Raw genomic sequence first — 22,396 nt, 5'->3', positions numbered from 1 at the left:
ATGAAAAATGTAAAAATTCACTTTTTAGGCGCCTCTGGTACCGTAACAGGGTCTAAATTTTATATAGAAACTCCAGACATAAACATCATGGTAGATTGTGGCATGTTTCAAGGATTAAAAGAATTCCGTGAAATAAACTGGACTCCTTTACCTATCAATGTTTCTAAAATAGATGTTGTTCTACTTACGCACGGACATTTAGACCACACCGGTTATTTACCGCGTCTCGTAAAAGAAGGATTTAAAGGGAAAATTATAGGTACGGCTCCTACTTTGGCTATTGCAGAAATTATACTTTTAGATAGCGGTAAAATTCAAGAAGAAGAGGCACAGAGAGCTAATGAAGAAGGGTATAGCAAGCATCATCCCGCAATTCCATTTTATACCATAGATGAAGCTAAAAACACCATTTCAAAGTTTGAAGCTGTAGATAGAGGAAAGTGGCTTCAACTCTCTGACGCTGTAAAATTTAGATTCCGATACAACGGACATATTATTGGTGCTACATTTATCGAGCTTGATATGTATGGTAAAATAGTAGTTTTTTCCGGTGATATTGGAAGAGTTGAAGACGTATTACTCTCAAAACCAGAAAAACCAGAATGGGCAGATTATTTATTTTTAGAAAGTACTTACGGCAATAAACTACATCCTAAAGAGGATGTAGAGGGCATGCTTGTTGCTTTAGTACATAAGACAATTACGAATGGCGGAAACTTAATTATCCCTTCGTTTGCCGTAGAACGTTTACAATCGTTAATGTACACCCTATGGCAATTATACAAAAAAAACAAAATTCCGAACATCCCTATATTTATTGATAGTCCAATGGGTAACAATGTACTATCTGTATTTGAAGAATTTCCTGAGTGGCATAAATTATCTTCCGAGGAATATGAGTCTATGTGCAACCATTTTAATATAATAACTTCCTATGCCGATACATGGAAAACTATTGATAATCCACGACCTAAAATAATTATTGCGGGAAGCGGTATGGTTACTGGCGGTCGTGTTTTAACGTATTTAAAACAAATGATAGACAAAACCTCGACAACTGTATTGCTTGCAGGTTATCAGGCAGAAGGCACACGCGGCAGACAGTTATTAGAAGGCGCTCATGAATTGAAAATTTTCGGAAAATACTACCCTATAAAAGCTTCCATTCAGCATTTAGAAAGTTTATCTGCCCATGCAGATCAAAACGAATTACTTGATTGGTTAAGTGCGATAAAAAATATACCAGAAAACGTATTTTTAATTCACGGAGAGCCCAATGCTTTAGATATATTTAAAGTAAAAATTAGAGATGAATACCATTGGAATGTTACTATTCCAAAATTAAATGATACAGCAACATTAATAGTATAAGTACAACCACACATGAAAATATTATTTTACAGCAGTAAAGATTTTGAAATTCCGTTTTTAAAAAACGCCAATACCAAAAATCAAGAACTAGATTTTATTCCGGAAGCACTAACAAGTGAAAGTGCTTTAAAAGCAACGGGGTACAGTGCTATTTCTATATTTTCAGGAGATGATGCCTCCTCGCTAGTCTTAGAAAAACTTTGGGCACTAGGTGTGCGCTACATCACTTTGCGTTCCGCTGGTTATAACAATGTGAACCTGGGTGCTGCCAAAAATTATGGTTTCAAGGTCGCAAATGCACCAGACTATTCTCCTTACGCTATTGCAGAACATGCTACAGCCTTATTATTAGCTTTAAACCGTAAAATAGTTACGGCCAATGCGCAAGTAAAAGCCTATAATTTTATACAGGATAATTTAATGGGTTTTAATGTACGAGGTAAAACTGTAGGGTTAATTGGCACAGGTAGTATTGGTGCTGCTATGGCAAGTATCATGCATGGTTTTGGTTGTACAATTTTAGCCTATGATATTGCACCCAATTATGAATTAGAAACTGCCTATAATTTAAAGTACAAAAGTTTAGATCAGCTGTGTAGCGCATCAGATATTATAAGTTTACACATACCACTCACGGAAGATAATCACTATCTCATTAACAAAGAACGAATGGCTTTAATGAAAAAGAATGTGATTATCGTAAATACCGCTAGAGGTGCACATGTAAATACTATAGCTATTATTGAGGCCCTTGAAAATAAACAAATTGCTGGCTATTGCACCGATGTATATGAAAAAGAAGCGGGAACTTTTTTTAAAGACTTTTCAAGCGAAGAATTAAAAGATGAGGCCTTAAAAAAGCTTTTAAGTTTACCTAATGTGCTATTAACTCCACATCAGGGATACATGACCCATGAAGCCTTACAGCATATTGCCGAGTTGACATTTGAGAACTTGAATGCTTGGAAGGAACATGAAATAAGTAAAAACGAACTATAATAGTGCACTAAACAATTTACCAAAACCTTCTTTAAGCTTATCACTCCACGGCCTGTTTATAAATTCTGTGTAGGATAAGCTTTTACTTATATTAGCATCATTTAGAAAATCTGTTTTGAGCAATTTTGCAAATACTTCATCATAAATTAAAGCATTTACTTCATAATTCTGCTCAAAACTACGATCATCTAGGTTGGCTGTACCTATGGTGGTAATAGCATCATCACTTACAATAATCTTACTATGTAAGAATCCATCAGGAAATAAGTATATTTTCACTCCCGCTTTTAAGAGCGCTTCAAAATAAGAACGTACACTCCACCCTACTATTTTACTATCTGCTTGTTCTGAAATTAGCAGCCTAACATCTATGCCGCTAAGGGCTGCCGTCTGTAATGCTTGCAAAATAGCTTGTCCTGGAATAATATAAGGGTTGGTGATATAAATGTATTTTTCAGCTTTGTTAATCATGGAAAAATACGTCTGTTCAAGCGATGCAAAGTCATCATCTGGACCTCCTGCAACTATTTGTACTAAACTAGTATTAAGAACCTTTTTTTCTTTATTTGCAGATGGTATCAAATTAATTTCCTGCTCACTCACAAGGTACCAATCTAATGCAAAAACATAATCTAAATGTTCTGCGGCAGCTCCTGTAATTTGTAAATGCATATCATGCCATTTACCTAAAGTTGCATCCCCTTTTAAATATTTATCCGAGATATTTATGCCACCAGTAAAACCTATTTGCCCATCTATAACTATAATTTTGCGATGGTTTCTGTAATTCAACGATCTAAAAAATCGCCCGAATTTAAACGGCAAAAAAGGGTACACTAATACGCCCATACTTTCTAGCTTGTCAATGTATTTTTTACTTAAAGAAAAACTACCTACTCCATCATAAATCATCCGTACGGAAACTCCTTCTCTTACTTTCTTCTCAAAAAGTTTTAAAAAAGCATCCGCCAATTCGCCTTCTTCAAAAATATAATATTGAAGATGTATCGTAAATTTTGCTGCTTCTAGTGCTTTAAAAATGGTTTCAAAAGTAGTTTTACCATCTTTTAACAATACCAATTCATTACCTCCCGTTGGAGGAAAATGAGAGTTTTTGTAGACTAAAGTCATGATCTTTTTAAACTGGCCACGCATTACAGCGGTTTGTTCTATAGAAGGTTTTGGAAATTTAAAAAAACGTTCTTTTTTTAAACGTATTAGTTTATTTTTTCTTCTATTTCTCCCCAATAATAAATAGAGTAAAATGCCACCTACTGGTACTGTAAATATTGCCAGTAGCCACCCTAAAGTTTTAGACGGTTTTGCGCCATGCAATAAGATACTCACCACTAAGGTTAGCGCTACTAAAACATAAAGTATAATTAAAATTTGCAGTCCCAAGATAATCTTTTAACGGTAAGGCTAAGGTAGCCTAAGTAACTACATATTAGCTATGATATATATCAGAGTTTAAGGTATTGTTTTCTAAAGCTCAAAGGAGAGCAATTCATATACCTATCAAACTGTCTATAAAAAAAAGGGAGACTCTCATACCCACATTCATAAGCAATCTGGCTTACTTGTTTTTTAGATTCGATAAGTAATTTACAGGCTATATTGATGCGGTATTCATTTAAATAGGTAAAGAAAGATTTACTGTGTGATTTTTTAAAGAACCTGCAAAAAGCTTCGTTTCCCATAGCTAGTGTTCCTGCAATGTCTTCTAGCTTTATTTTTTTTGTATAATTATTGGCGACAAAATCTTGAATGACATCTATCCTATGATTTGTTTTACTATTTAAGATAGGTGTAAAACCAGGTGTTACCAAGAGATTATAACTGGTTATTTCACTAATTTCTTTTAATACTTTTAAAAATGAAAGAAGTTTCTCTAAGGGGTCTTTGGTAAGTACTTCTTCTAATTTTGAAGTCATTTTAGCCGCAACAATGGCATTAAAATGGATGCCTTCTGAAGCACGTTCTAATAGTTTTTTGATACTATAAAACTCTCTTTTCTCTAACCAACCAACACCTAAAAGATTAGCGTCCCATTGAATAACTATCGATTTAACGTAGGTTGCATCTTCAGAAGTATTCTTCCAACAGTGCGGCAAGTTGCTCCCTAAAAGCACAAAATCACCAGCTTCAAATTGTTGCACACTATTACCTACATAGCGCACCCCTTCTCCCTTAATAATATACGTTAGTTCAAATTCTGGATGAAAATGCCAAGGTGCATCAAACTCATCACTTTCATACACAAAGGCACTAAAGGAGCTGTTATTGGTGACTCTAATTTTTTCAAATTCTGCTTTCAATCTAAAATATATTTACTCGAAAATAATCAATTATAACATCAATCAGAAGTAAAATAACAATAAAAAGTCAATTTAAGCACTTATGAGGTCAATAAAGTGAATTTTTGGTTTCTTAAAAAAATAGATTTTTGAAGCAATCAAAACTACTATCTAAAATCATAAATATAAACCACTCATGAAGGAAAGTATTTTCACAGATCCTTTTAAAAAGGCAAGGCAGGAAACAGGCATAGGAGAAATGGATGATCAAAATGATCCTGTTGCCATGATTCTAGGGCATAAGGAAGTACGTAGGGCTGCACATAATTGGAAAAGCTATAGTTCAGGAGCTATTCCGGGACGCATCGTTATTCCTTCGGAGGTAAATATTAGAAGTATTCGGCAAATTCCGTTTGAAGTAGATCCTCCGCAACATGGTGCTTATCGGGAGGTGGTTGAAAAATGGTTTAAGCGACCATTAGAAAAAAAATACGAAGAAGAATTAACCTTACAGATTGAGGCTTTGGTTACAAAGGTATTGGAGCAAGATTCTTTTGAAGTGATTCATGATTTTGCATTGGTATTACAATCTCAAGCGCTCACCTTATTGTTTAATGTACCCTTTGAAGAAGCACAGACTTGGATATCTTGGGGTACCCATGTTTTTAGAAGTAAAGATTCTGCTTTAGATGTTGCAAAAGCAAATGTTCTTTACGATTATATAGACCAAAAATTAGCTGAAAGTAACTCAAATCCAGGTAAGGATTTTTATGCTGTTTTATTAGCAGCGGAAGTAGATGGCAAAAAGCTAACTGCAGAAGAAGCTAAGGGGGTGCTTATTTTAACCTTTGCCGGAGGCAGAGACACGGTTATTAATGCGGTGACCAATAGTATTGCTTATTTCGCAGAACATCCGAAAGCTTTAGAATGGCTCAGAAAAGAGCCGGAATTATTACCTACCGCGATAGAAGAACTTATTCGTTACTTTTCGCCCCTAACGCAAATGGGACGTGTGGCTACGCAGGATACTATGGTTTGCCAACATGCTGTAAAGGCAGATAGTAGAATTTCTCTGTGTTGGGCTTCAGCAAACCGGGATGAAACTGTATTTGAAAATGCTGATGAAGTTGTTTTAAACCGAAAAGCAAATCCGCATGTAGCCTTTGGTTTTGGTACGCATAACTGTCTTGGAGCAACTCATGCAAGGCAAGTAATGAAAGTGCTATTACGCACTTTAATAGCTAAAGTAAAAAGCATAGACATTCATGACGCTAAGGATAATATAGAAGATCTTGGTGATTTTAAACGTAAAGTAGGTTTTGATTCTTTAACCGTAAAATTCAATAAAATATAAATAATGGCTCAAATAACATTTATTTCAAGCGATAATAAAAGTACTGTGGTATCCGGTAACTCTGGTAATTTGATGGAGTTAGCGCTGCAAAACAAGATTGAAGGAATTGAAGGAAATTGCGGAGGGGTATGCTCTTGTGCTACCTGTCATATTTACGTACAACCAGAAGATTGGACAAAAATAGGTCCACCAAATGAAATGGAAAGTGATATGCTGGAGTTTGATGATAAAACCACAAATTACAGCAGATTGTCCTGCCAAATTCAAGTCACTGATGCTATTGATGGCATAGTTGTTAATGTTGCAAAATAGATTAGATGACAGGAAAAAGTTCACAAACGTGTATCATTATTGGCGCTAGTCATGCTGGCGTAAATTTTGCTTTCGCCCTTAGAAAAGAAGGTTGGCAGGGTTCTATATTACTTTTTGATAAGGAGGCCACGCTCCCCTATCACAAACCACCCCTTTCTAAGTCATACTTAAATACAGAAGACCATCAAAAAATTGATGCTTTATATCCATTAGAAAGCTATACAACAGATGATATCACTTTAAAACTTGGGATAAGTATTGCTTCTGCCAATGCAAAAGATCAAACCGTTACTTGCCAAGACGGAAGAGAATATCACTATGACTTTTTAGTCTTAGCTACAGGTGCACGACCTATAATTCCGAATATTAAAGGAATAGATACTGTCAAAAATATATTCCCCATGCGCTCTATTGTAGATGCCGTGGCCATTAGAACCGCTTTAAAAAAATCAATCTCTAAAAAAGTAGTGATCATTGGTGGTGGCTATATTGGATTAGAAACTGCCGCATCTTTAAAAAAACTAGGTGCAAATGTCACTGTTTTAGAACGAGAACCTCGAGTGTTAGCACGAGTGACAGCCCCTGAAATGTCCCACTTTTTCGAAAAATTACATCATGATAATGCTGTTGCCATACACTGCAACAAAAACGTAACCCAATTAGCACATCACAATAAAACAAACATCATTAGCTGTAATGATGGTAGTATATATGAAGCTGATATCATTGTAGTAGGCGTTGGTATTTTGGTGAATACAGAATTAGCGGAACAGTTAGGGTTAGAACTAGCGAATGGAATTAAAGTAGATAGTACCTGCAAGACCAGTAATAAGGCTATTTATGCTATTGGAGATTGCACCAATCACTACAGCCCTCATTACAACAAAAATATCCGATTAGAATCTGTACAAAATGCGGTAGATCAAGCTAAAGTAGCAGCCGCCAGTATTTGTGGCCATGAGAAACACTATAGTACAATCCCCTGGTTTTGGTCAGATCAGTATGATGTAAAGTTACAAATTGTGGGACTTACTACAGGCTATAACCAATTGGTGAAACGTGTTGAAACCGCCAAAGAAAAAAGCGTCTCTTTTTGGTATTTTAAGGATGATGAATTGCTGGCTGTAGATGCTGTAAACAATGCAAAAGCATATATTCTAGGCGGAAGATTTATCCAATCGAAGCAACAACTAAATAAAGAAAAAATTAAAGATTCAAGTATTGCTATAACCCCAACTAGCTTTTTATAACTATTATTATGTCTATACAATCAAAAAGTGCTATTGCAAAAGGTGACGGATCATTTTCTATTGACTATGTTACCGTAGAAAACCCACAAGAAGATGAAGTATTGGTGGCCATAAAAGCTGCTGGACTTTGCCATACAGATCATGATTCGCTCTCTTGGGGAAAACCTATTGTTATGGGGCATGAAGGCGCCGGAATTGTAAAGGCAATTGGTGCTAAGGTAACCACTGTTAAGGTTGGTGATGCTGTAATTTTAAACTGGGCCACCCCTTGTGGTACATGTTTTCAATGCAAAGAAAAAAACCAACATATTTGCGAAAATAATTCGCCCGTAGTTGCTGGAGGAAATGGGTACACGCCAGGACATGCGCATTTAGAAGGCACCAAATGGAATAACACCCCTATTATACGCTCCTTTAATATTGGAACATTGTCAGAATATACTTTAGTAAAAGAATCTGCCGTTGTAAAAAATTCTTACGATAAAATGCCTTTTCCAGCTGCAAGTATTATTAGTTGTGGAGTAATGACAGGATACGGATCTGCTGTAAATTCTGCTAAAGTAACCAAAAATAGCTCCGTAGTTGTTTTAGGTACAGGAGGGGTAGGATTAAATGTTATTCAAGGAGCAAAAGTTTCTAAAGCTTCTAAAATTATAGCAATTGATATAAATGAGAATCGCTTAGAAATGGCGAAACAGTTTGGAGCCACACATACTATTCTTGCTAGTAAAAATGATAAGGGACTTTTAGAAGCTGCGAAAGAAGTAAGAAAAATGACCGATGGTCGTGGTGCAGATTATGCCTTTGAATGTACAGCAATACCAGCGCTGGGTGCTGCTCCTTTAGCTATGGTTAGAAATGCAGGAACAGCAGTGCAAGTAAGCGGTATAGAAGAAGAAGTTTTAATCGACATGTCGCTCTTTGAATGGGATAAAATTTACATCAATCCGTTATATGGAAAATGCAATCCGCAAACAGATTTCCCTAAGATTATAGCACATTACAAAAATGGCGATTTATTGCTAGATGAAATGATTACCCGTACGTATGCTCTTGATAATTTACAACTTGCTTTTGATGATATGCTCTCGGGTAAAAATGCAAAGGGCGTTATTGTTTTTGATTAATTTCAACTAAAAAAATATGACCACATTTAAAACCACAGAACTATCGAACCCTGAATTTGAAAGTAACCATCTGCGATTTATGACCATTAAAACGCCAAATTTAAAAGGGCGTGGTGATATTTGTATTTTTGTACCTCCTTTTAAAGATCTAAAAGATGTGCCCATTATTACGCTCCTACATGGTGTATATGGCAGCGCTTGGATATGGGCACATAAAGCAGGCGTACATTTCACTGCATTGCAAATGATGCAAGAAAGAAAAATAAAACCTATGGTACTTGCCATGCCCTCTGATGGACTATGGGGAGACGGCTCTGCTTATTTACCACATTCTGGTAAGGACTTTGAAGCGTGGATTACCACAGATGTCAACCAAGCCGTGATAGAAAATATAGCGTGTACCAGTAAAACATCACCATTATGTATCGCAGGATTATCAATGGGTGGATATGGTGCGTTGCGCTTGGGAGCTAAATATCCTGAAATTTATAAAGGACTATCTGGCCATTCTTCTATTACGAATAAAAACCAAATGCATTTATTTGTAGAGGAGGATGAAAACAATTACAATCAGGAAAATCTGACCGATGAAGATGTATTTTTATTATTGCAAAAAAATAAATTGCGCTTACCTCCGTTCCGGTTTGATTGTGGTATGAATGATCTTTTAATAGAACAAAACAGAACACTGCATCAACGATTAAAAAAGGAGCATATACAGCATATCTACCAAGAGTTTGAAGGAAAACATGAATGGAGCTACTGGCAAGAACACATTAAAGATACCTTGCTTTTTTTCGATAGCTTACTGGATTAAGGTATGGTTCCTATCTCATTGAGTTTCCATCCATCAGCACATTTTTCAAATCTAAAATGATGTTGCCCTCCTTCATGAAAAAAGGTTGGTTCTGTGGTGGTGACTAAAATTTCCCAATAGGAGACCCCCTCCAAATCTTGTTTGTAAAAAGTAGTTTCTCTTTCTTTTAAAAGGGTTACAAACCCTGGATTGAAAAACAGATCAAAATCTTGAGAAATAAAAGTATCAACAGGCACATAAATTAAATCTTCATAAATGGTATCATACCATAATGTATCTGTTTCATGTAATTGAGCAATATACGCTTGTTCTTCTGGCGTATTCTCTAAACAAGGGTAGCATCTAATTATAGATTTAGACAGGTCTTTAAAAGACCTTCTCTCTTTTTTTTCAATAGCCTTTAAAAAAGAATTCCAAGTTTTCTTTATTTCAATATCCTGAAGAGTATAAGCGCTACGCTCATTACCCGCCGCCATACATAAAAGAACTATAAATGGCGCTATTAAAAGGTAAGCAAGCTTTTTTATTTTCATTTTCATAAAATTTATGGCTGCTGCACAGCTATTGTCTATGCGCCTTGATAAATTTAGTAGGATCTAGGTATCCTTCTGTTTCGGTAGCATAACCTGCTCCTACAGGCAATAATACATCATCTCTAATTTCGAAATGTAAATGAGCTAAATAAATACCACCTGCGTTTCCTATGGTTCCAATAGTATCGCCTTTAAACACATATTGGCCCTGTTCCACAAGTATTGTATCGCAATGTGCATACAAAGACTCTACTACTATTCCATCTACTGTGGTATGCCATATACGGATGATCTTTCCCCAGCCACTACCAATATCAGTAGCAAAATTAACAAAACCATTTGCCGTGGCATAAATAGGATCTCCTAAATCTGAATCTCCGCCGGTGACAGCATTCCAATCTTCTCCAAGATGATTGTTAGTTCCGAAAGGTTGTGCATTATAATAGCCCTTAGCATTAGGCTTTGCGATAGGAAAATCAAAACCTCTAGCCTTATAAATCGGTTTCTCCTCAAAAATTGCTAAAATAGTATCCAATCTAGTTTTCTGTGGTTCCGTTTTTATTATAGATTTCTCCTCAGTGGAAGACGGACTAGCGCTCTCCTTCTTTACCTCTTGACAAGAAACCTGAAACACTATGACTATAAAAAAAAGAATCCTTAAAAAAATCATTTATCCCAGTTATTGAATAATTCATGGTATACCTGCACTAAAATAAGGTATAAAAAACTATTAAAGATTAAAACTAAGTTTAATACCTTCTACAATCATACCTGTTCCAATAATAGCCAGAATAAGCCCCATTAATTTTCCTATAACGGAAATTAGATTCTGCCCTACCTTCTTTACAATGACATCACTTAAAACAAAAGCTACATACGTTAAGAAAATCATTAACCCAAAAATACCAATGACCACACCTATATGTATATAACTGGCATCGGTCACAAAATTCATTCCTGTAACGATAGTCCCCGGCCCTGCAAGGATGGGAATAGCTAAAGGTGATATCCCGACACTGCTATCATCTTCTTTATCTTCCGTACTATGAATCTTAGATTTTTTAGACATCAACATTTCGAACCCCACATAGAATATTAATATCCCACCGGTAATCTTAAATGCCGGAATCGTAATTCCGAAAAGTTCAAAAATATATTTCCCTGCAAGAATAAAAGACACCACAATTATAAAAGCCGTGATGGTTCCCGTTTTTGCAATCTTTTTTTTCTGTTCTTTATCTTTACCTTCTACAAGACCTAAAAAAATAGGGGTATTTGCTATAGGATTCATGATGGCAAAAAAGCCCATAAATACGGTTAAGCTAAAGGTTAGTATATTATCCATTATTGCTATTTTTCTTTGAACCTCTAAAGTAGTGGTATTTATTAGAGTCCGCTAACGGAAAGAAACTTTTAAGTAACGCGTATGTCACGCATAGATTTCTATTATGTCCCTTAAATTTTAGCTACATAAAAAACTTTTTAACTTTTCATTTCTATCCAGAATAGATTTGGCGCTTGTATAACAACTGATAGTCTTAGAGCTTGGTGGTACATTTATCATCGGTTACAAAAAGCGATTGTAGCGGCAAGTCCATTTCCTGATCTTCTCCGTGGCCTTGTGCTACACCAAATTTCCCCGTAACATTATGTGTTATTTTTGTTCCTCCTCCATGTATTAGTATACATGGTAGAGAAATAATAGTGATTATTAATCTATTGTGTTAACACCATTGGGCCTTGCATGATACCTTCTAGTGCTTCATCACAAGTATCTAACCCAATCATAAGAATGTAAAAAACTACGAGCATCCAGGTGTAGATGCTTCGTTAAATTTCGTGGAACAATCACAAAACTTGCATTTTTTGCTAAGATTACTGTTACTCCATAATTGAGCTACAACTTATAGGTTTTAAATGCTATAAAAAACAGAACTACCTCAAACAGCATATTTACTACTCTCATAACACAGATTTCGAAGTTCATTAGCTAATATTCGGTAGGTTTATAATATAGTATGCCTTATTTGTAATTATGACATTACAAAACGTACTAATTAAAAAAGACAGAACATGGAAAATACTAAAAAAATAAGACCATTAGAAAAAGAAATTAACGAAAAGAAAGCCGCTTTTAAGAGTTCGGCTTCTGAAGATAAAAAACAAAAATATGCTGAAGGTATTGCTGCCGTCGTAGAAACTAACATCGTTGGTAATGCGTTGCAAGTAGGCGAAACCGCAATAAATTTCACTTTACCGAATGCATTAGGTAAAAAAATTACACTGTATGATGAACTAGAAAACGGTCCTGTAATTTTGATGTGGTACAGAGGAGGTTGGTGCCCATATTGCAACATGCAATTGCATTACATGCAAGAGATGCTCCCTGAGTTTAAAAAATTAGGAGCTAGTCTCATAGCGATTACACCAGAAACGCCTGATAATTCAATTTCTACTAAAGAAAAAAATGATTTAGAATTTGAAGTATTAAGTGATCTTGACAATAAAGTTGGATACGAATATAAGGTTGTATTTAAACTGACCGAAGATGTAAAAGAAATCTATGAAAATGGTTTTGAATTAAGCAAATTTAATGGAAACGACAAAGGGGAATTACCCTTAGCGGCCACCTATATTATTGGACAAAACAAAGTAATTCAATACGCATTTTTAGATGCTGATTATAGAAATAGAGCAGAGCCTCAAGACTTACTAGAACATTTAAAGTAAGCCCTTATTATCTCCAATTTATTTTAATAAAGCGCTCGTTTTTCACAAATTCTTCGGGCGTTTTATTTAAAATCTCTAAACGCAAGGCATCTAACAAAACATCCTTACTAAAAGAATGATGCGTTACCAAACTCACTTCCCGTACTGGCTTAGGTTCTGTAAAATGAATAATAGTACCCTTGTCTCCAGTATCAATGGCCATTTCCGGCACTAAAGTGAATCCGCCATAATTATCTACCATCTTCTTTAAAGCTTCAATAGAACCACTTTGAAACTGAATAGTTTTAGTGCTTTCCACATTTCCACAGATATTTAAGACTTGATTTCTAAAACAATGTCCTTTTTCTAAAAGCCATATATTATCTAGCGTTTCAATTTCAGTGACAGCAATACTTTTTTTATGTGCTGGAAAATAATTTTGCTGACCATAAAAAATAAAGGGTTCATTATACAGTTTAACTTCTCTGATATAAGGCTCATTTAATGGGGTTACTAATATCCCCATATCAATTTCTTTTTTTTGAAGTGCCATGATAATCTGGTCACTTTCCATTTCTTGTATTTTGAGAATTGTATTTGGATATTTTTCCGAAAAAGCACCAGAAATTAAAGGAATTAGATACGGAGAAATTGTTGGGAGTACCGCTAAGCGATATTCCCCTTCTAGATTATCTAATTCTACACTAACCATATTTTTCAGCTCTCCCACCTCACGTAGAATTACTTTGGATTTCTGAATGAACATTTCGCCTAAATCTGTGGGTTTTAAGGGGAATTTACTTTTATCAAAAATTAAAAAACCAATTTCTTCCTCTAGTTTCTTTACCTGAATGGTAATTGTTGGTTGCGTCACAAAACACTTTTCTGCTGCCGTAACAAAGTGTCTATAAGTATCTAAGGCAATTACATACTCTAGTTGCTGTAGTGTCATGCTGTATCAATATAAATTTTAACAATACAAATATATAAAGTATTAATTTGATTAATACCTAGAAGTACATGAATTTTACCGCGTCTTAATAAATTAAATAGATATGAAAATGAAGAAAAATTTAGTACTACTTTTTATGGTATCTGTCTCCATGGTGTGCGTATCCCAATCTGGTAACACCATAACCACGAATGGCGGGGTTCCTGTTGGTGACAATCAAAACTCAAAAACTGTTGGTGAATACGGCCCTGTATTATTAGAAGATATCTTTCTAATTGAAAAATTAGCTGCTTTTGATAGAGAGCGAATTCCTGAACGGGTAGTTCACCCAAGAGGTGCTGGTGCATCTGGTTATTTTGAAGCTAGCAAAGATATGTCTGAGTATACCAAAGCAGTAATTTTTAGTACAGCTGGAAAAAGAACCGACGTAGCTGCTCGTTTTTCTACCGTAATACACGGTAAAGGCTCTCCAGAAACAGCAAGAGACCCAAGAGGTTTTGCTGTGAAATTCTATTCTACAGAAGGTAATTATGATATTGTAGGGAATAATTTACCTATTTTCTTTATCAGAGATGCGATTAAATTCCCTGATATGGTGCATTCTCTTAAGCCATCACCGGAGACCAATAAGCAAGATCCTAACCGGTTTTTTGATTTCTTTTCCCACGTACCTGAAGCTACACATATGCTAACGCGGTTATACACCGACTTAGGAATTCCTAAAGGATATCAATACATGAATGGTAGTAGTGTTCATGGTTATAAATGGATTAATAAAGAAGGTAAGGTTACCTATATAAAATATTCATGGGTTTCTAAACAAGGAGAAAAAAATCTTACCGTAGAAGAAGCTTCAAAACAACAAGGTTTAGATTGGCAACATGCCACCGTAAGTTTACGGAAAGATATCGCAGAGAAAAAATACCCACAGTGGGATTTATATGTACAAATGATTAAGCCAGAAGACTTGCATTCTTTTGATTTTTGGCCTTTAGATGCTACCAAAGATTGGCCTGCAGATACAATTGAAAAAATTAAGATTGGTACGATGACATTAAATCAAAATCCAATTAATTATTTTGAACAAGTAGAAAGTCTTGCCTTTTCTCCAGGTTCATTAATTCCCGGCATTGAGCCCTCTGAGGATAAGCTTTTACAAGGACGATTGTTTTCTTATTTTGATACGCAAAGACATAGACTTGGTCCTAATTTTCAGCAATTAAAAATAAATCAACCACTAGAAACTCCAAAAAATTATAACTCTGATAGCTGGAGTAGCTATGGTAATAAGAAATTTGAAAATCCAGACGTCAACTACCAACCGAGCAGCAAGGCACCCCTGGCAGAAGACAAACAGTACAAACAATCAGAAACAACACTTACTAATGTAACTATTGTTCAAAAGAAAATTACAAAGACGAATGATTTTGCTCAAGCAGGTGATTTCTATAGGACATTGACAACTCAAGAACAAGATAATTTGATAAAAAACTTAACGGGAGATTTAAGTCAAGTAACGGACAAGAACATTCAAAAAACAATGATTACCTACTTCTACAAAGCGGATAGCAATTTTGGAATGAGAGTAGCGCAAGCGCTTGGTTATTCACATAAAGATTTTATGAAGTAGCAGCACAATTTATACTAGAGGGAGTGTCCCTAACTCCCTCTAATTAACTTATTCCCTATGAAAAAATATACAATAGCCCTTTTAATTTTAATATACAACACAACTATGAATGCACAATCTATTTTTGAAGCCTCAAGAAATGGCGATTTAAACGAAATCACCACCCTGTTTAATGCCAATAATGAAATTATCAATGCCGTTGATGACAAAGGTTTTACACCACTTATTTTAGCGGCATATAGCAATCAATTAGAGGTTGTAAACTTTTTAATACAACATGGTTGTGCCGTAAATGCCAAAGATTTTTCTGGCAATACCGCACTAATGGGTGTTTGTTTTAAAGGCTATCTAGATATCGCTAAAACATTAATTGACAATGGTACGTCTGTGAATGAGCAGAACGCCAATGATGCTACCGCATTAATTTACGCCAGTACTTTTGGCCATATTGAAATCGTAAATTACTTACTTCAGAATAACGCCGACAAAACAATTAAAGATAATAGAGGTAATACAGCTTTGGCACATGCCGAAATGCAAGGAAATAAGGAAATTATGGAGTTGTTGGTGATTGAATAACAATGCAAATTTTCTATAAAAATTATAGCTAAAAAGTACTTTCATCTAGAATTTCATGAATTTGGAAGAAATCTATTTAATATATTCTTATAATTCCCTATATTTTCATGTTGCAACCTTAGTTTATTAAAGATATATAGTACTATTCATTTCAACGAATAGTTTTACGTTAATTGGCACCTACATAAACTTAATACAACTATGTTCTATAAATACCTTAATTTTGCATTCGTATTTTTTCATTTCCTTAGAGTTTTAAGGTGAAAAAAATAGGATCAATTATAATATAATTTCTAAAATCCATGAAAAAAATAAATATATTTTATTTAATCATATCATTTGTATTTATAGCCTGTGAAGGTGATCAAGGATCTACGGGTGCTACCGGTGCCCAAGGATCTAATGGTGCTACAAGCTTGATAAACATTTCTGATGAAGCTCCAGGGAGCAATTGTGAAAATGGCGGGCAAAAAATTGAAACAGGACTAGATGCCAATGGAAACGGTATTTTAGAAACTAATGAAATTCAGAATACTAGATATGTATGTAATGGCATAAATGGTAGTACTAGTTTAACTACAGTAATAACAGAACCTGCAGGAGCGAATTGTGCTAATGGGGGTATTAAAATAAATTCAGGTTTAGACATTGATGGAAACGGTAATTTGGAAGAAAGCGAAATAACTTCTTCTGCATTTATCTGTAATGGTGTTGATGGTGACAATAATGGATTAACTAGAATTACGAATGAAAATTCAGGGGTTAACTGTGCAAACGGAGGCCTAAAAGTTGATTATGGTATAGATATCAATAATGATGGCGTACTAAATGATACTGAAGTAGAATATACAACCTATACCTGTTTTGAAGAAAACAGTGGCCTGAGTTTAATTAATATTACCGATGAACCAAACGGAACGTTCTGTGAAAACGGAGGAATTAAAATAGATACAGGGATAGACTTAAATGGAAATCAAATCCTAGACGAAGCAGAAATTCTAATCACCAAATATGTTTGTAATGGCTTAGATGGTATTATAAATGAAGAGATTAGAATTAAAATTGTAGAAGGTATTGGTACCGCTGCAACTACAACAAGTAGCACACCAATTATTGTATCTGGTATTAGTTTCAATAAAAGTAATTTTGAAAATGTAGGTGCTATCTTTTTTGAATCAGATCCTTATGTAAATAATCCGCTTAACTTTGCATTAGTGGAGCTTTATAATGTAACGAGTAGTGTAGGGATCAACAATACACTGATTAGAACCAATGCCATCTTTGATAACAAGCAAACTGAGCGTTCTAATGATATTATTAATGAGCTTCCGGATACAGAAATAACATTAGGTATACGATTTAGTTCTGAGCTAAATGGCGAATTTTCAGCTAGTGGAATTCCTTATTTGGTAATAAAAAGAAGCAATTAATAGGAGTGCTAAATCTTTTAAAACAACACAATCTTGAAAGGTTAAATCGCTACAGTTAGCAATTAATAAAAAAGAATAAAATTATAGTACTATGAAAAAGGTAATCTTTTCAATCCTATTGGTGGGTACAAGTTTAGGAGTTAATGCACAAAACATATTTCCCGCAAACGGAAGTGTAGGTATTGGAACCTCTAGTCCCACTACCAAACTTCAAGTAAATGAAGGTGATGTCACAATTTACGGATTAAATACTTCTAGATATTTACGTTTTACACAAGATAACCTTCAAGGTGGTTTTATCAATTATGATGGCACAAACAATATTTTAAATATTGGTGTTAACAATGTAAATAGTACCGATATTACAAATGACATGAATGCTATTAGTATTGCTCGTGCAAATGGCAATATAGGTATTGGAACAACAACTCCCGATATGAAATTAACTGTTAAAGGTAATATTCATGCAGAGGAAGTTAAAATAGACCTTAGTGTTCCTGCTCCTGATTATGTATTTAAAAAAGAATATAACCTAAGAACCATAGAAGACTTAGAACAATACATAAAAGAAAATAGCCACCTACCAGAAATACCTTCGGCAAAAGAGTTTGAAGAAAACGGAGTATTGCAAGGAGAAATGGACATGAATCTACTTAAAAAAATAGAAGAGTTAACCTTGTACATTATTCAACAAGAAAAGAAGCTCCAAAAGTTAGAAGCACTAGATGCTAAATATATTGAGCTACAAAAGCGATTAGATAAATTAGAAGCTCAAAACTAGTCAAGAATACGCAAACTAATTTATCGTATTTATATAATAAACCACCTACATCAAGGTGGTTTTTTGGTTAGCAGTAGTATCGAATAAAACTCCTTTGAACTCCTAAATTTCTACCAATCGAAATAGACCTTAGTTTGATGATAGCATTGTGATAGTTTCTAAAGATTAATGTTCTATTTAAAAACCCAAATAACAATACAACACTCGCTATTAATTTCAGGATATCCGCAAGGAAAGAAGAATTTGTAATTTCAAATCCGAAATTATTCTAATAGCACATAAAGCATTCTTAATTACTTTATTTACTTAGCTGCAAACAGCAAACAGAAGATCAATTCTAAGCCCTGTTACAGCCATAGATACCTTAGAAATGTAATTGTTTCTTTCTGCTAACATATCAATGATGTAAACTAATAAATCAGACAAGTTAAAGAGGAGGAAGAAGTACTTAGCAGGAGAAATTTTTGAACATAAAAAAAGCCTTCTGATTTCTCAGAAGGCTTTGGTCGGGGTGGCAGGATTCGAACCTGCGACCTCCGCGTCCCAAACGCGGCGCGATAACCGGGCTACGCTACACCCCGAGAAGTGTTGTAACACTATCTCTATCAATAATAAAAAAAGCGGAGAGACAGGGATTCGAACCCTGGGTACACTTTTGATGTACGACGATTTAGCAAACCGTTCCTTTCGGCCACTCAGGCACCTCTCCAGTAATTTCAATTATCTTGCATTTAAAATGCGGTTGCAAATGTACTTTTTAGAATACGATATCGCAACTTTTTTTTTACTTTTTTTTCATCTATTTTCTACTACTCTGGATACTCGACTCTTAGATGATAAATATTTGTTAGTTTTTGCTTCATCACCTTCTTTATGGCTTCAATTTCCTTAAAAGTGATGTTCGCATTTAAAAACTGATTGGCGTTCATCTGACCGCTTATTATCTTATTTACAAATTCATCAATAATCAAGAACGTAGGATTTTTTAAACTTTTTGAAGCTGCCTCTATGGAGTCTGCCATCATTAAGATAGCTGTCTCCTTAGAAAAAGGAGTCGGTCCTGGATATCTAAAATCTTTTTCGTTCACCTCACCATCAATTTCTAATTGCTTTTTATAAAAATAATAGACCAAAGTAGTGCCGTGATGCACCCGAATGAAATCTATAATCCGGTCGGGAAGATTATTTTTTCTAGCCAATTCAATACCTCCGATAACATGATCTATAATTATCTTCGCACTATCTATTGGCGCTAATTCATCATGCGGATTAACATTAGTAATTTGGTTTTCCGTAAAATACGTTGGATTATTCATTTTACCAATATCATGATACAAAGCCCCTACCCTAACCAGCATAGCATTTGCTCCTATCTCATTGGCTGCCGCCTCTGCCAAATTAGCCACTTGTAAAGAATGATGAAATGTCCCTGGAGCCTTGTTGGATAATTCTTTTAAAAGTCTAGAATTTGTATCAGACAGCTCTAATAAAGAAACATCAGAGACCAAACCAAATACCTTCTCGTAAATATAAATTAATGGTTGCACAAAAAGAGTGATCATCCCATTCAATAAAAACAAGCCGAAAACTAGCCATTGAACATTATCAAGATTTCCTTCGTGAATTATATGAAACGCAAAATACGCGACAATATAAATAAGGATAATCTGCCCCACAGAGATAAAGAGATTCGCACGCTTGTACAATTCTGAAACCGTTAGAATAGTTACAATACCAGTAATAATTTGCAGAAAAACGTACTCAAAACTATTAGGCACTACAAAGCCTAAGATAAGCACTGCCAAAACATGTACAAACAGCCCTAAACGCGCATCAAAAAATGTTTTTAATATAAGCGGTAAAATACAAAGCGGAACTACAAATACATATGCTTCATTATACTTAACCACCAAGGTGGTCACAAATACCATGATCAGTATATTGAAGAAGATAAAAGTAACTTTCGTATTATTTTTATAAATGTCTTTCCTATATTTCTTTAAGAAAAGCAAAAGCATCATGAGCACTAACGCCACCAATACGGAGTAGCCAAATAAAATAAAATAGTAATTATTTGAGGTCCACAATTCTGACTCATACTCACTTTTAAGCGATGATAGAATTTTATAATTTTCAGATTCGACCACCTCTCCCTTAGCAATAATTAACTTGCCTTGATCTACAGTGCCGCGCGTATAAGACAGCTTAGAATATGCATCTTCTAATACTTTCTTAGACAATTCTCTATCCTGAAACACATTAGGTTCCACTATTTCAAAAAGCAGCCTTTGGTACTCCTTTTCTAAATTAGAAACATTGTTTCGTTTAAGAACAACATTAATAACACTATCCAAATCTTCTTTTGTAAAAAGCTGATTACTATTAATTCTTATCTCCTCATTATTCCGAATAAGATTTATACTATTGGAAGTAGATTTAATTGCGGCATCATTTGACACCCCTTTTTCATAGAGAACATTCAATATATTTTCACCAACATCATAAAGTTTATTCTTATTTGCCGGCACCTCAGATAACCCGTCTATCAATCTTTTAAACTCAGAAGAATAAGCAGCGTACACTCCATTTACAATCTCCTTATCATAAGAGTAATACGGTATTTGTCGGTTTTTAATGGCAGCTTTCTCTTTCTCTATGTCATCATCAGATTTTTTTATAGAGAAATCTACCGGAGCATAGTAATTATCATACTGCCAAGGTTTTCCTTTTTGGAATTCATACTTAAATTTCCCCCCTTTGGGAAAGAAAAAAACAATAAGCACAGTAGAAAGTATATAGATAAAATATTTATATACGGTAGATTGATTTTTATAGATATTATCTAAAAATGTACTCATTAGGATTTGTTAATGTATTTCAAAAATAGAAAATATAAGCTTAACAATTGATTTTAGGAGAATTCATAAATGCTATAGGAGCAAATAAAGTAAAAACGCTGAGGAATAAGTAAAGATTAACAATATTAGCCTCCTTTTTTTAAAATCATCCCAGTTCATTGCGCTTAAATTTATTAATTTCGCACAACTAATTATTCGACAAAATGAAAAAAGTAGTAATCGTATCTGCAGTGAGAACTCCTATAGGAAGTTTTATGGGTAGTTTATCCACTGTATCGGCACCAAAATTAGGCGCAACAGCAATTAAAGGTGCTTTAGACAAAATAAATTTAAACGCTTCTTTAGTAGAAGAAGTAATCATGGGTAATGTTGTTTCTGCAGGAACAGGTCAAGCTCCTGCAAGACAAGCAGCTATTTACGCTGGAATACCAAATACTGTTCCTTGTACTACTATTAATAAAGTATGTGCCTCTGGCATGAAAGCCGTAATGCAAGCTGCTCAAGCAATTGCATTAGGAGATGCCTCTATTGTAGTAGCTGGTGGTATGGAAAACATGAGTTTAATTCCGCATTACGTGCATATGCGTAATGGCCAAAAATTTGGACCTACTACCCTTATAGATGGGATGCAAAAAGATGGTTTAGTAGATGCTTACGATGAAAATGCTATGGGTGTTTGTGCAGATGCCTGTGCAACAAAATATGAATTCTCTAGAGAGGATCAAGACAATTATGCCATACAATCTTACAATAGATCTTCTGAGGCATGGGAAAAAGGCAAATTCAACAATGAAATTGTTCCTGTAGAAGTACCTCAACGTCGTGGTGAACCTACAATAGTAAATCAAGACGAAGAGTATAAGAACGTAAGAATGGATAAAATTCCATCACTTAGACCTGCTTTTACAAAAGACGGTACGGTAACCGCTGCAAATGCTTCTACTATCAATGATGGCGCTGCTGCTTTAATACTAATGAGTGAAGAAAAAGCAAAGGAATTAAACTTAAGACCTTTAGCGACTATCATAGGATATGCTGATGCTGCTCACGAACCAGAATGGTTCACTACAGCACCTGCCAAAGCACTTCCTAAAGCTTTAGATAAAGCCAATATTACTATTAAAGATGTTGATTACTTTGAATTTAACGAAGCATTTTCTGTTGTTGGCTTAGCTAATATGAAATTATTAGGTCTTACGGATAAAAACGTCAACGTAAATGGCGGTGCTGTCTCTTTAGGACATCCTTTAGGCTGCTCTGGCGCAAGAATCCTGGTTACCCTAATAAATGTCTTAGAACAACAAAATGGAACCACAGGAGCTGCTGCTATTTGCAACGGTGGTGGTGGTGCTTCAGCCATTGTAATCAAAAGAAATTAATTATCAGTAGACCAAACT

Annotated in this window: 22 protein-coding genes and 2 tRNA genes; 13 read left to right on the top strand and 11 right to left on the bottom strand. The window is 34.8% G+C overall.

Annotated features, from left to right (window positions below; translation table 11 throughout):
• The gene (locus M666_RS11770) at positions 1 to 1,371 is read left to right on the top strand and encodes an MBL fold metallo-hydrolase RNA specificity domain-containing protein (protein WP_029445999.1); all 1,371 of its coding nucleotides are present in this window, start codon (positions 1 to 3) and stop codon (positions 1,369 to 1,371) included.
• Between the two features lie 12 nt (positions 1,372 to 1,383).
• Positions 1,384 to 2,370, top strand: a complete 987-nt coding sequence (locus tag M666_RS11765) for a 2-hydroxyacid dehydrogenase (RefSeq protein WP_029445998.1) — start codon at positions 1,384 to 1,386, stop codon at positions 2,368 to 2,370.
• Here M666_RS11765 and cls read toward each other — a convergent pair.
• Entirely contained in the window at positions 2,365 to 3,771 is a 1,407-nt protein-coding gene (cls, locus tag M666_RS11760; protein WP_029445997.1) for a cardiolipin synthase, read from the bottom strand. The genes M666_RS11765 and cls overlap by 6 nt on opposite strands.
• Before the next feature lie 62 nt (positions 3,772 to 3,833).
• Positions 3,834 to 4,688 carry an AraC family transcriptional regulator gene (locus M666_RS11755; protein ID WP_029445996.1) on the bottom strand — a complete coding sequence of 285 codons (855 nt, stop codon included), beginning with the start codon at positions 4,686 to 4,688 and terminating at the stop codon, positions 3,834 to 3,836.
• A gap of 175 nt (positions 4,689 to 4,863) precedes the next feature.
• Between M666_RS11755 and M666_RS11750 the strand changes: the two genes are divergently transcribed.
• From M666_RS11750 to M666_RS11730, 5 genes are read left to right on the top strand one after another with little or no spacing between them, the layout of a single operon-like run.
• On the top strand, positions 4,864 to 6,021 hold the full coding sequence (locus M666_RS11750) for a cytochrome P450 (protein ID WP_029445995.1): 1,158 nt from the start codon (positions 4,864 to 4,866) through the stop codon (positions 6,019 to 6,021).
• Positions 6,022 to 6,024: 3 nt separating this feature from the next.
• Positions 6,025 to 6,333, top strand: a complete 309-nt coding sequence (locus tag M666_RS11745) for a 2Fe-2S iron-sulfur cluster-binding protein (RefSeq protein ID WP_024480175.1) — start codon at positions 6,025 to 6,027, stop codon at positions 6,331 to 6,333.
• 5 nt (positions 6,334 to 6,338) lie between these two features.
• Positions 6,339 to 7,583, top strand: a complete 1,245-nt coding sequence (locus M666_RS11740) for an NAD(P)/FAD-dependent oxidoreductase (protein ID WP_029445994.1) — start codon at positions 6,339 to 6,341, stop codon at positions 7,581 to 7,583.
• Between the two features lie 8 nt (positions 7,584 to 7,591).
• Entirely contained in the window at positions 7,592 to 8,710 is a 1,119-nt protein-coding gene (locus M666_RS11735) for an alcohol dehydrogenase catalytic domain-containing protein (RefSeq protein ID WP_029445993.1), read from the top strand.
• A 16-nt stretch (positions 8,711 to 8,726) separates the two neighbouring features.
• Complete coding sequence (locus M666_RS11730; protein WP_029445992.1) at positions 8,727 to 9,527, top strand: alpha/beta hydrolase; 801 nt, start codon at positions 8,727 to 8,729, stop codon at positions 9,525 to 9,527.
• On the opposite strand, the gene M666_RS11725 is transcribed toward M666_RS11730, so the two are convergent.
• From M666_RS11725 to M666_RS20860, 5 genes are all read right to left on the bottom strand, one after another.
• Positions 9,524 to 10,060 (bottom strand): hypothetical protein, encoded by a 537-nt coding sequence (locus M666_RS11725; RefSeq protein WP_029445991.1) that lies wholly within the window; start codon positions 10,058 to 10,060, stop codon positions 9,524 to 9,526. The two genes, M666_RS11730 and M666_RS11725, sit on opposite strands and share 4 nt — an antisense overlap.
• Positions 10,061 to 10,088: 28 nt before the next feature.
• Complete coding sequence (locus M666_RS11720; RefSeq protein WP_226989905.1) at positions 10,089 to 10,730, bottom strand: M23 family metallopeptidase; 642 nt, start codon at positions 10,728 to 10,730, stop codon at positions 10,089 to 10,091.
• Between the two features lie 60 nt (positions 10,731 to 10,790).
• A complete protein-coding gene (locus tag M666_RS11715; RefSeq protein ID WP_029445989.1) occupies positions 10,791 to 11,405 on the bottom strand; it encodes a MarC family protein in 615 nt (204 codons plus the stop codon).
• A 193-nt stretch (positions 11,406 to 11,598) separates the two neighbouring features.
• Positions 11,599 to 11,718 (bottom strand): hypothetical protein, encoded by a 120-nt coding sequence (locus M666_RS20865; protein WP_257289938.1) that lies wholly within the window; start codon positions 11,716 to 11,718, stop codon positions 11,599 to 11,601.
• Positions 11,719 to 11,825: 107 nt separating this feature from the next.
• Positions 11,826 to 11,912: a putative inorganic carbon transporter subunit DabA gene (locus M666_RS20860; protein WP_255352122.1), complete on the bottom strand. Its 87-nt coding sequence runs from the start codon at positions 11,910 to 11,912 to the stop codon at positions 11,826 to 11,828.
• Between the two features lie 221 nt (positions 11,913 to 12,133).
• On the opposite strand from M666_RS20860, the gene M666_RS11710 reads away from it, so the two are divergent.
• Complete coding sequence (locus tag M666_RS11710; protein WP_029445988.1) at positions 12,134 to 12,790, top strand: peroxiredoxin-like family protein; 657 nt, start codon at positions 12,134 to 12,136, stop codon at positions 12,788 to 12,790.
• A 7-nt stretch (positions 12,791 to 12,797) separates the two neighbouring features.
• Here M666_RS11710 and M666_RS11705 read toward each other — a convergent pair whose 3' ends face one another.
• Positions 12,798 to 13,721 carry a hydrogen peroxide-inducible genes activator gene (locus M666_RS11705; RefSeq protein WP_029445987.1) on the bottom strand — a complete coding sequence of 308 codons (924 nt, stop codon included), beginning with the start codon at positions 13,719 to 13,721 and terminating at the stop codon, positions 12,798 to 12,800.
• A gap of 109 nt (positions 13,722 to 13,830) precedes the next feature.
• Between M666_RS11705 and M666_RS11700 the strand changes: the two genes are divergently transcribed.
• From M666_RS11700 to M666_RS11685, 4 genes are all read left to right on the top strand, one after another.
• Positions 13,831 to 15,351: a catalase gene (locus M666_RS11700; protein ID WP_029445986.1), complete on the top strand. Its 1,521-nt coding sequence runs from the start codon at positions 13,831 to 13,833 to the stop codon at positions 15,349 to 15,351.
• Between the two features lie 57 nt (positions 15,352 to 15,408).
• On the top strand, positions 15,409 to 15,930 hold the full coding sequence (locus tag M666_RS11695) for an ankyrin repeat domain-containing protein (protein WP_081688232.1): 522 nt from the start codon (positions 15,409 to 15,411) through the stop codon (positions 15,928 to 15,930).
• A gap of 302 nt (positions 15,931 to 16,232) precedes the next feature.
• The gene (locus M666_RS11690) at positions 16,233 to 17,360 is read left to right on the top strand and encodes a DUF7151 family protein (RefSeq protein WP_029445984.1); all 1,128 of its coding nucleotides are present in this window, start codon (positions 16,233 to 16,235) and stop codon (positions 17,358 to 17,360) included.
• Positions 17,361 to 17,451: 91 nt separating this feature from the next.
• Positions 17,452 to 18,141 carry a tail fiber protein gene (locus M666_RS11685; RefSeq protein WP_029445983.1) on the top strand — a complete coding sequence of 230 codons (690 nt, stop codon included), beginning with the start codon at positions 17,452 to 17,454 and terminating at the stop codon, positions 18,139 to 18,141.
• Positions 18,142 to 18,644: 503 nt separating this feature from the next.
• On the opposite strand, the gene M666_RS11680 is transcribed toward M666_RS11685, so the two are convergent.
• From M666_RS11680 to M666_RS11670, 3 genes are all read right to left on the bottom strand, one after another.
• Positions 18,645 to 18,722 (bottom strand) — tRNA-Pro (locus M666_RS11680).
• A 40-nt stretch (positions 18,723 to 18,762) separates the two neighbouring features.
• Positions 18,763 to 18,850: transfer RNA gene (locus M666_RS11675), tRNA-Ser, on the bottom strand.
• Between the two features lie 100 nt (positions 18,851 to 18,950).
• Positions 18,951 to 20,999 carry an HD family phosphohydrolase gene (locus M666_RS11670; protein ID WP_029445982.1) on the bottom strand — a complete coding sequence of 683 codons (2,049 nt, stop codon included), beginning with the start codon at positions 20,997 to 20,999 and terminating at the stop codon, positions 18,951 to 18,953.
• Between the two features lie 203 nt (positions 21,000 to 21,202).
• On the opposite strand from M666_RS11670, the gene M666_RS11665 reads away from it, so the two are divergent.
• Positions 21,203 to 22,378, top strand: coding sequence for an acetyl-CoA C-acyltransferase (locus M666_RS11665; RefSeq protein ID WP_029445981.1), 1,176 nt, complete (start codon positions 21,203 to 21,205; stop codon positions 22,376 to 22,378).
• The last annotated feature ends 18 nt before the right edge of the window (positions 22,379 to 22,396 follow it).

This window comes from Cellulophaga baltica 18 (assembly GCF_000468615.2).
In the GTDB taxonomy this organism is placed as follows: domain Bacteria; phylum Bacteroidota; class Bacteroidia; order Flavobacteriales; family Flavobacteriaceae; genus Cellulophaga; species Cellulophaga baltica.
The sequence above is the reverse complement of the archived record's forward strand: the minus strand, read 5'-3'. Positions and strand labels throughout refer to the sequence as shown.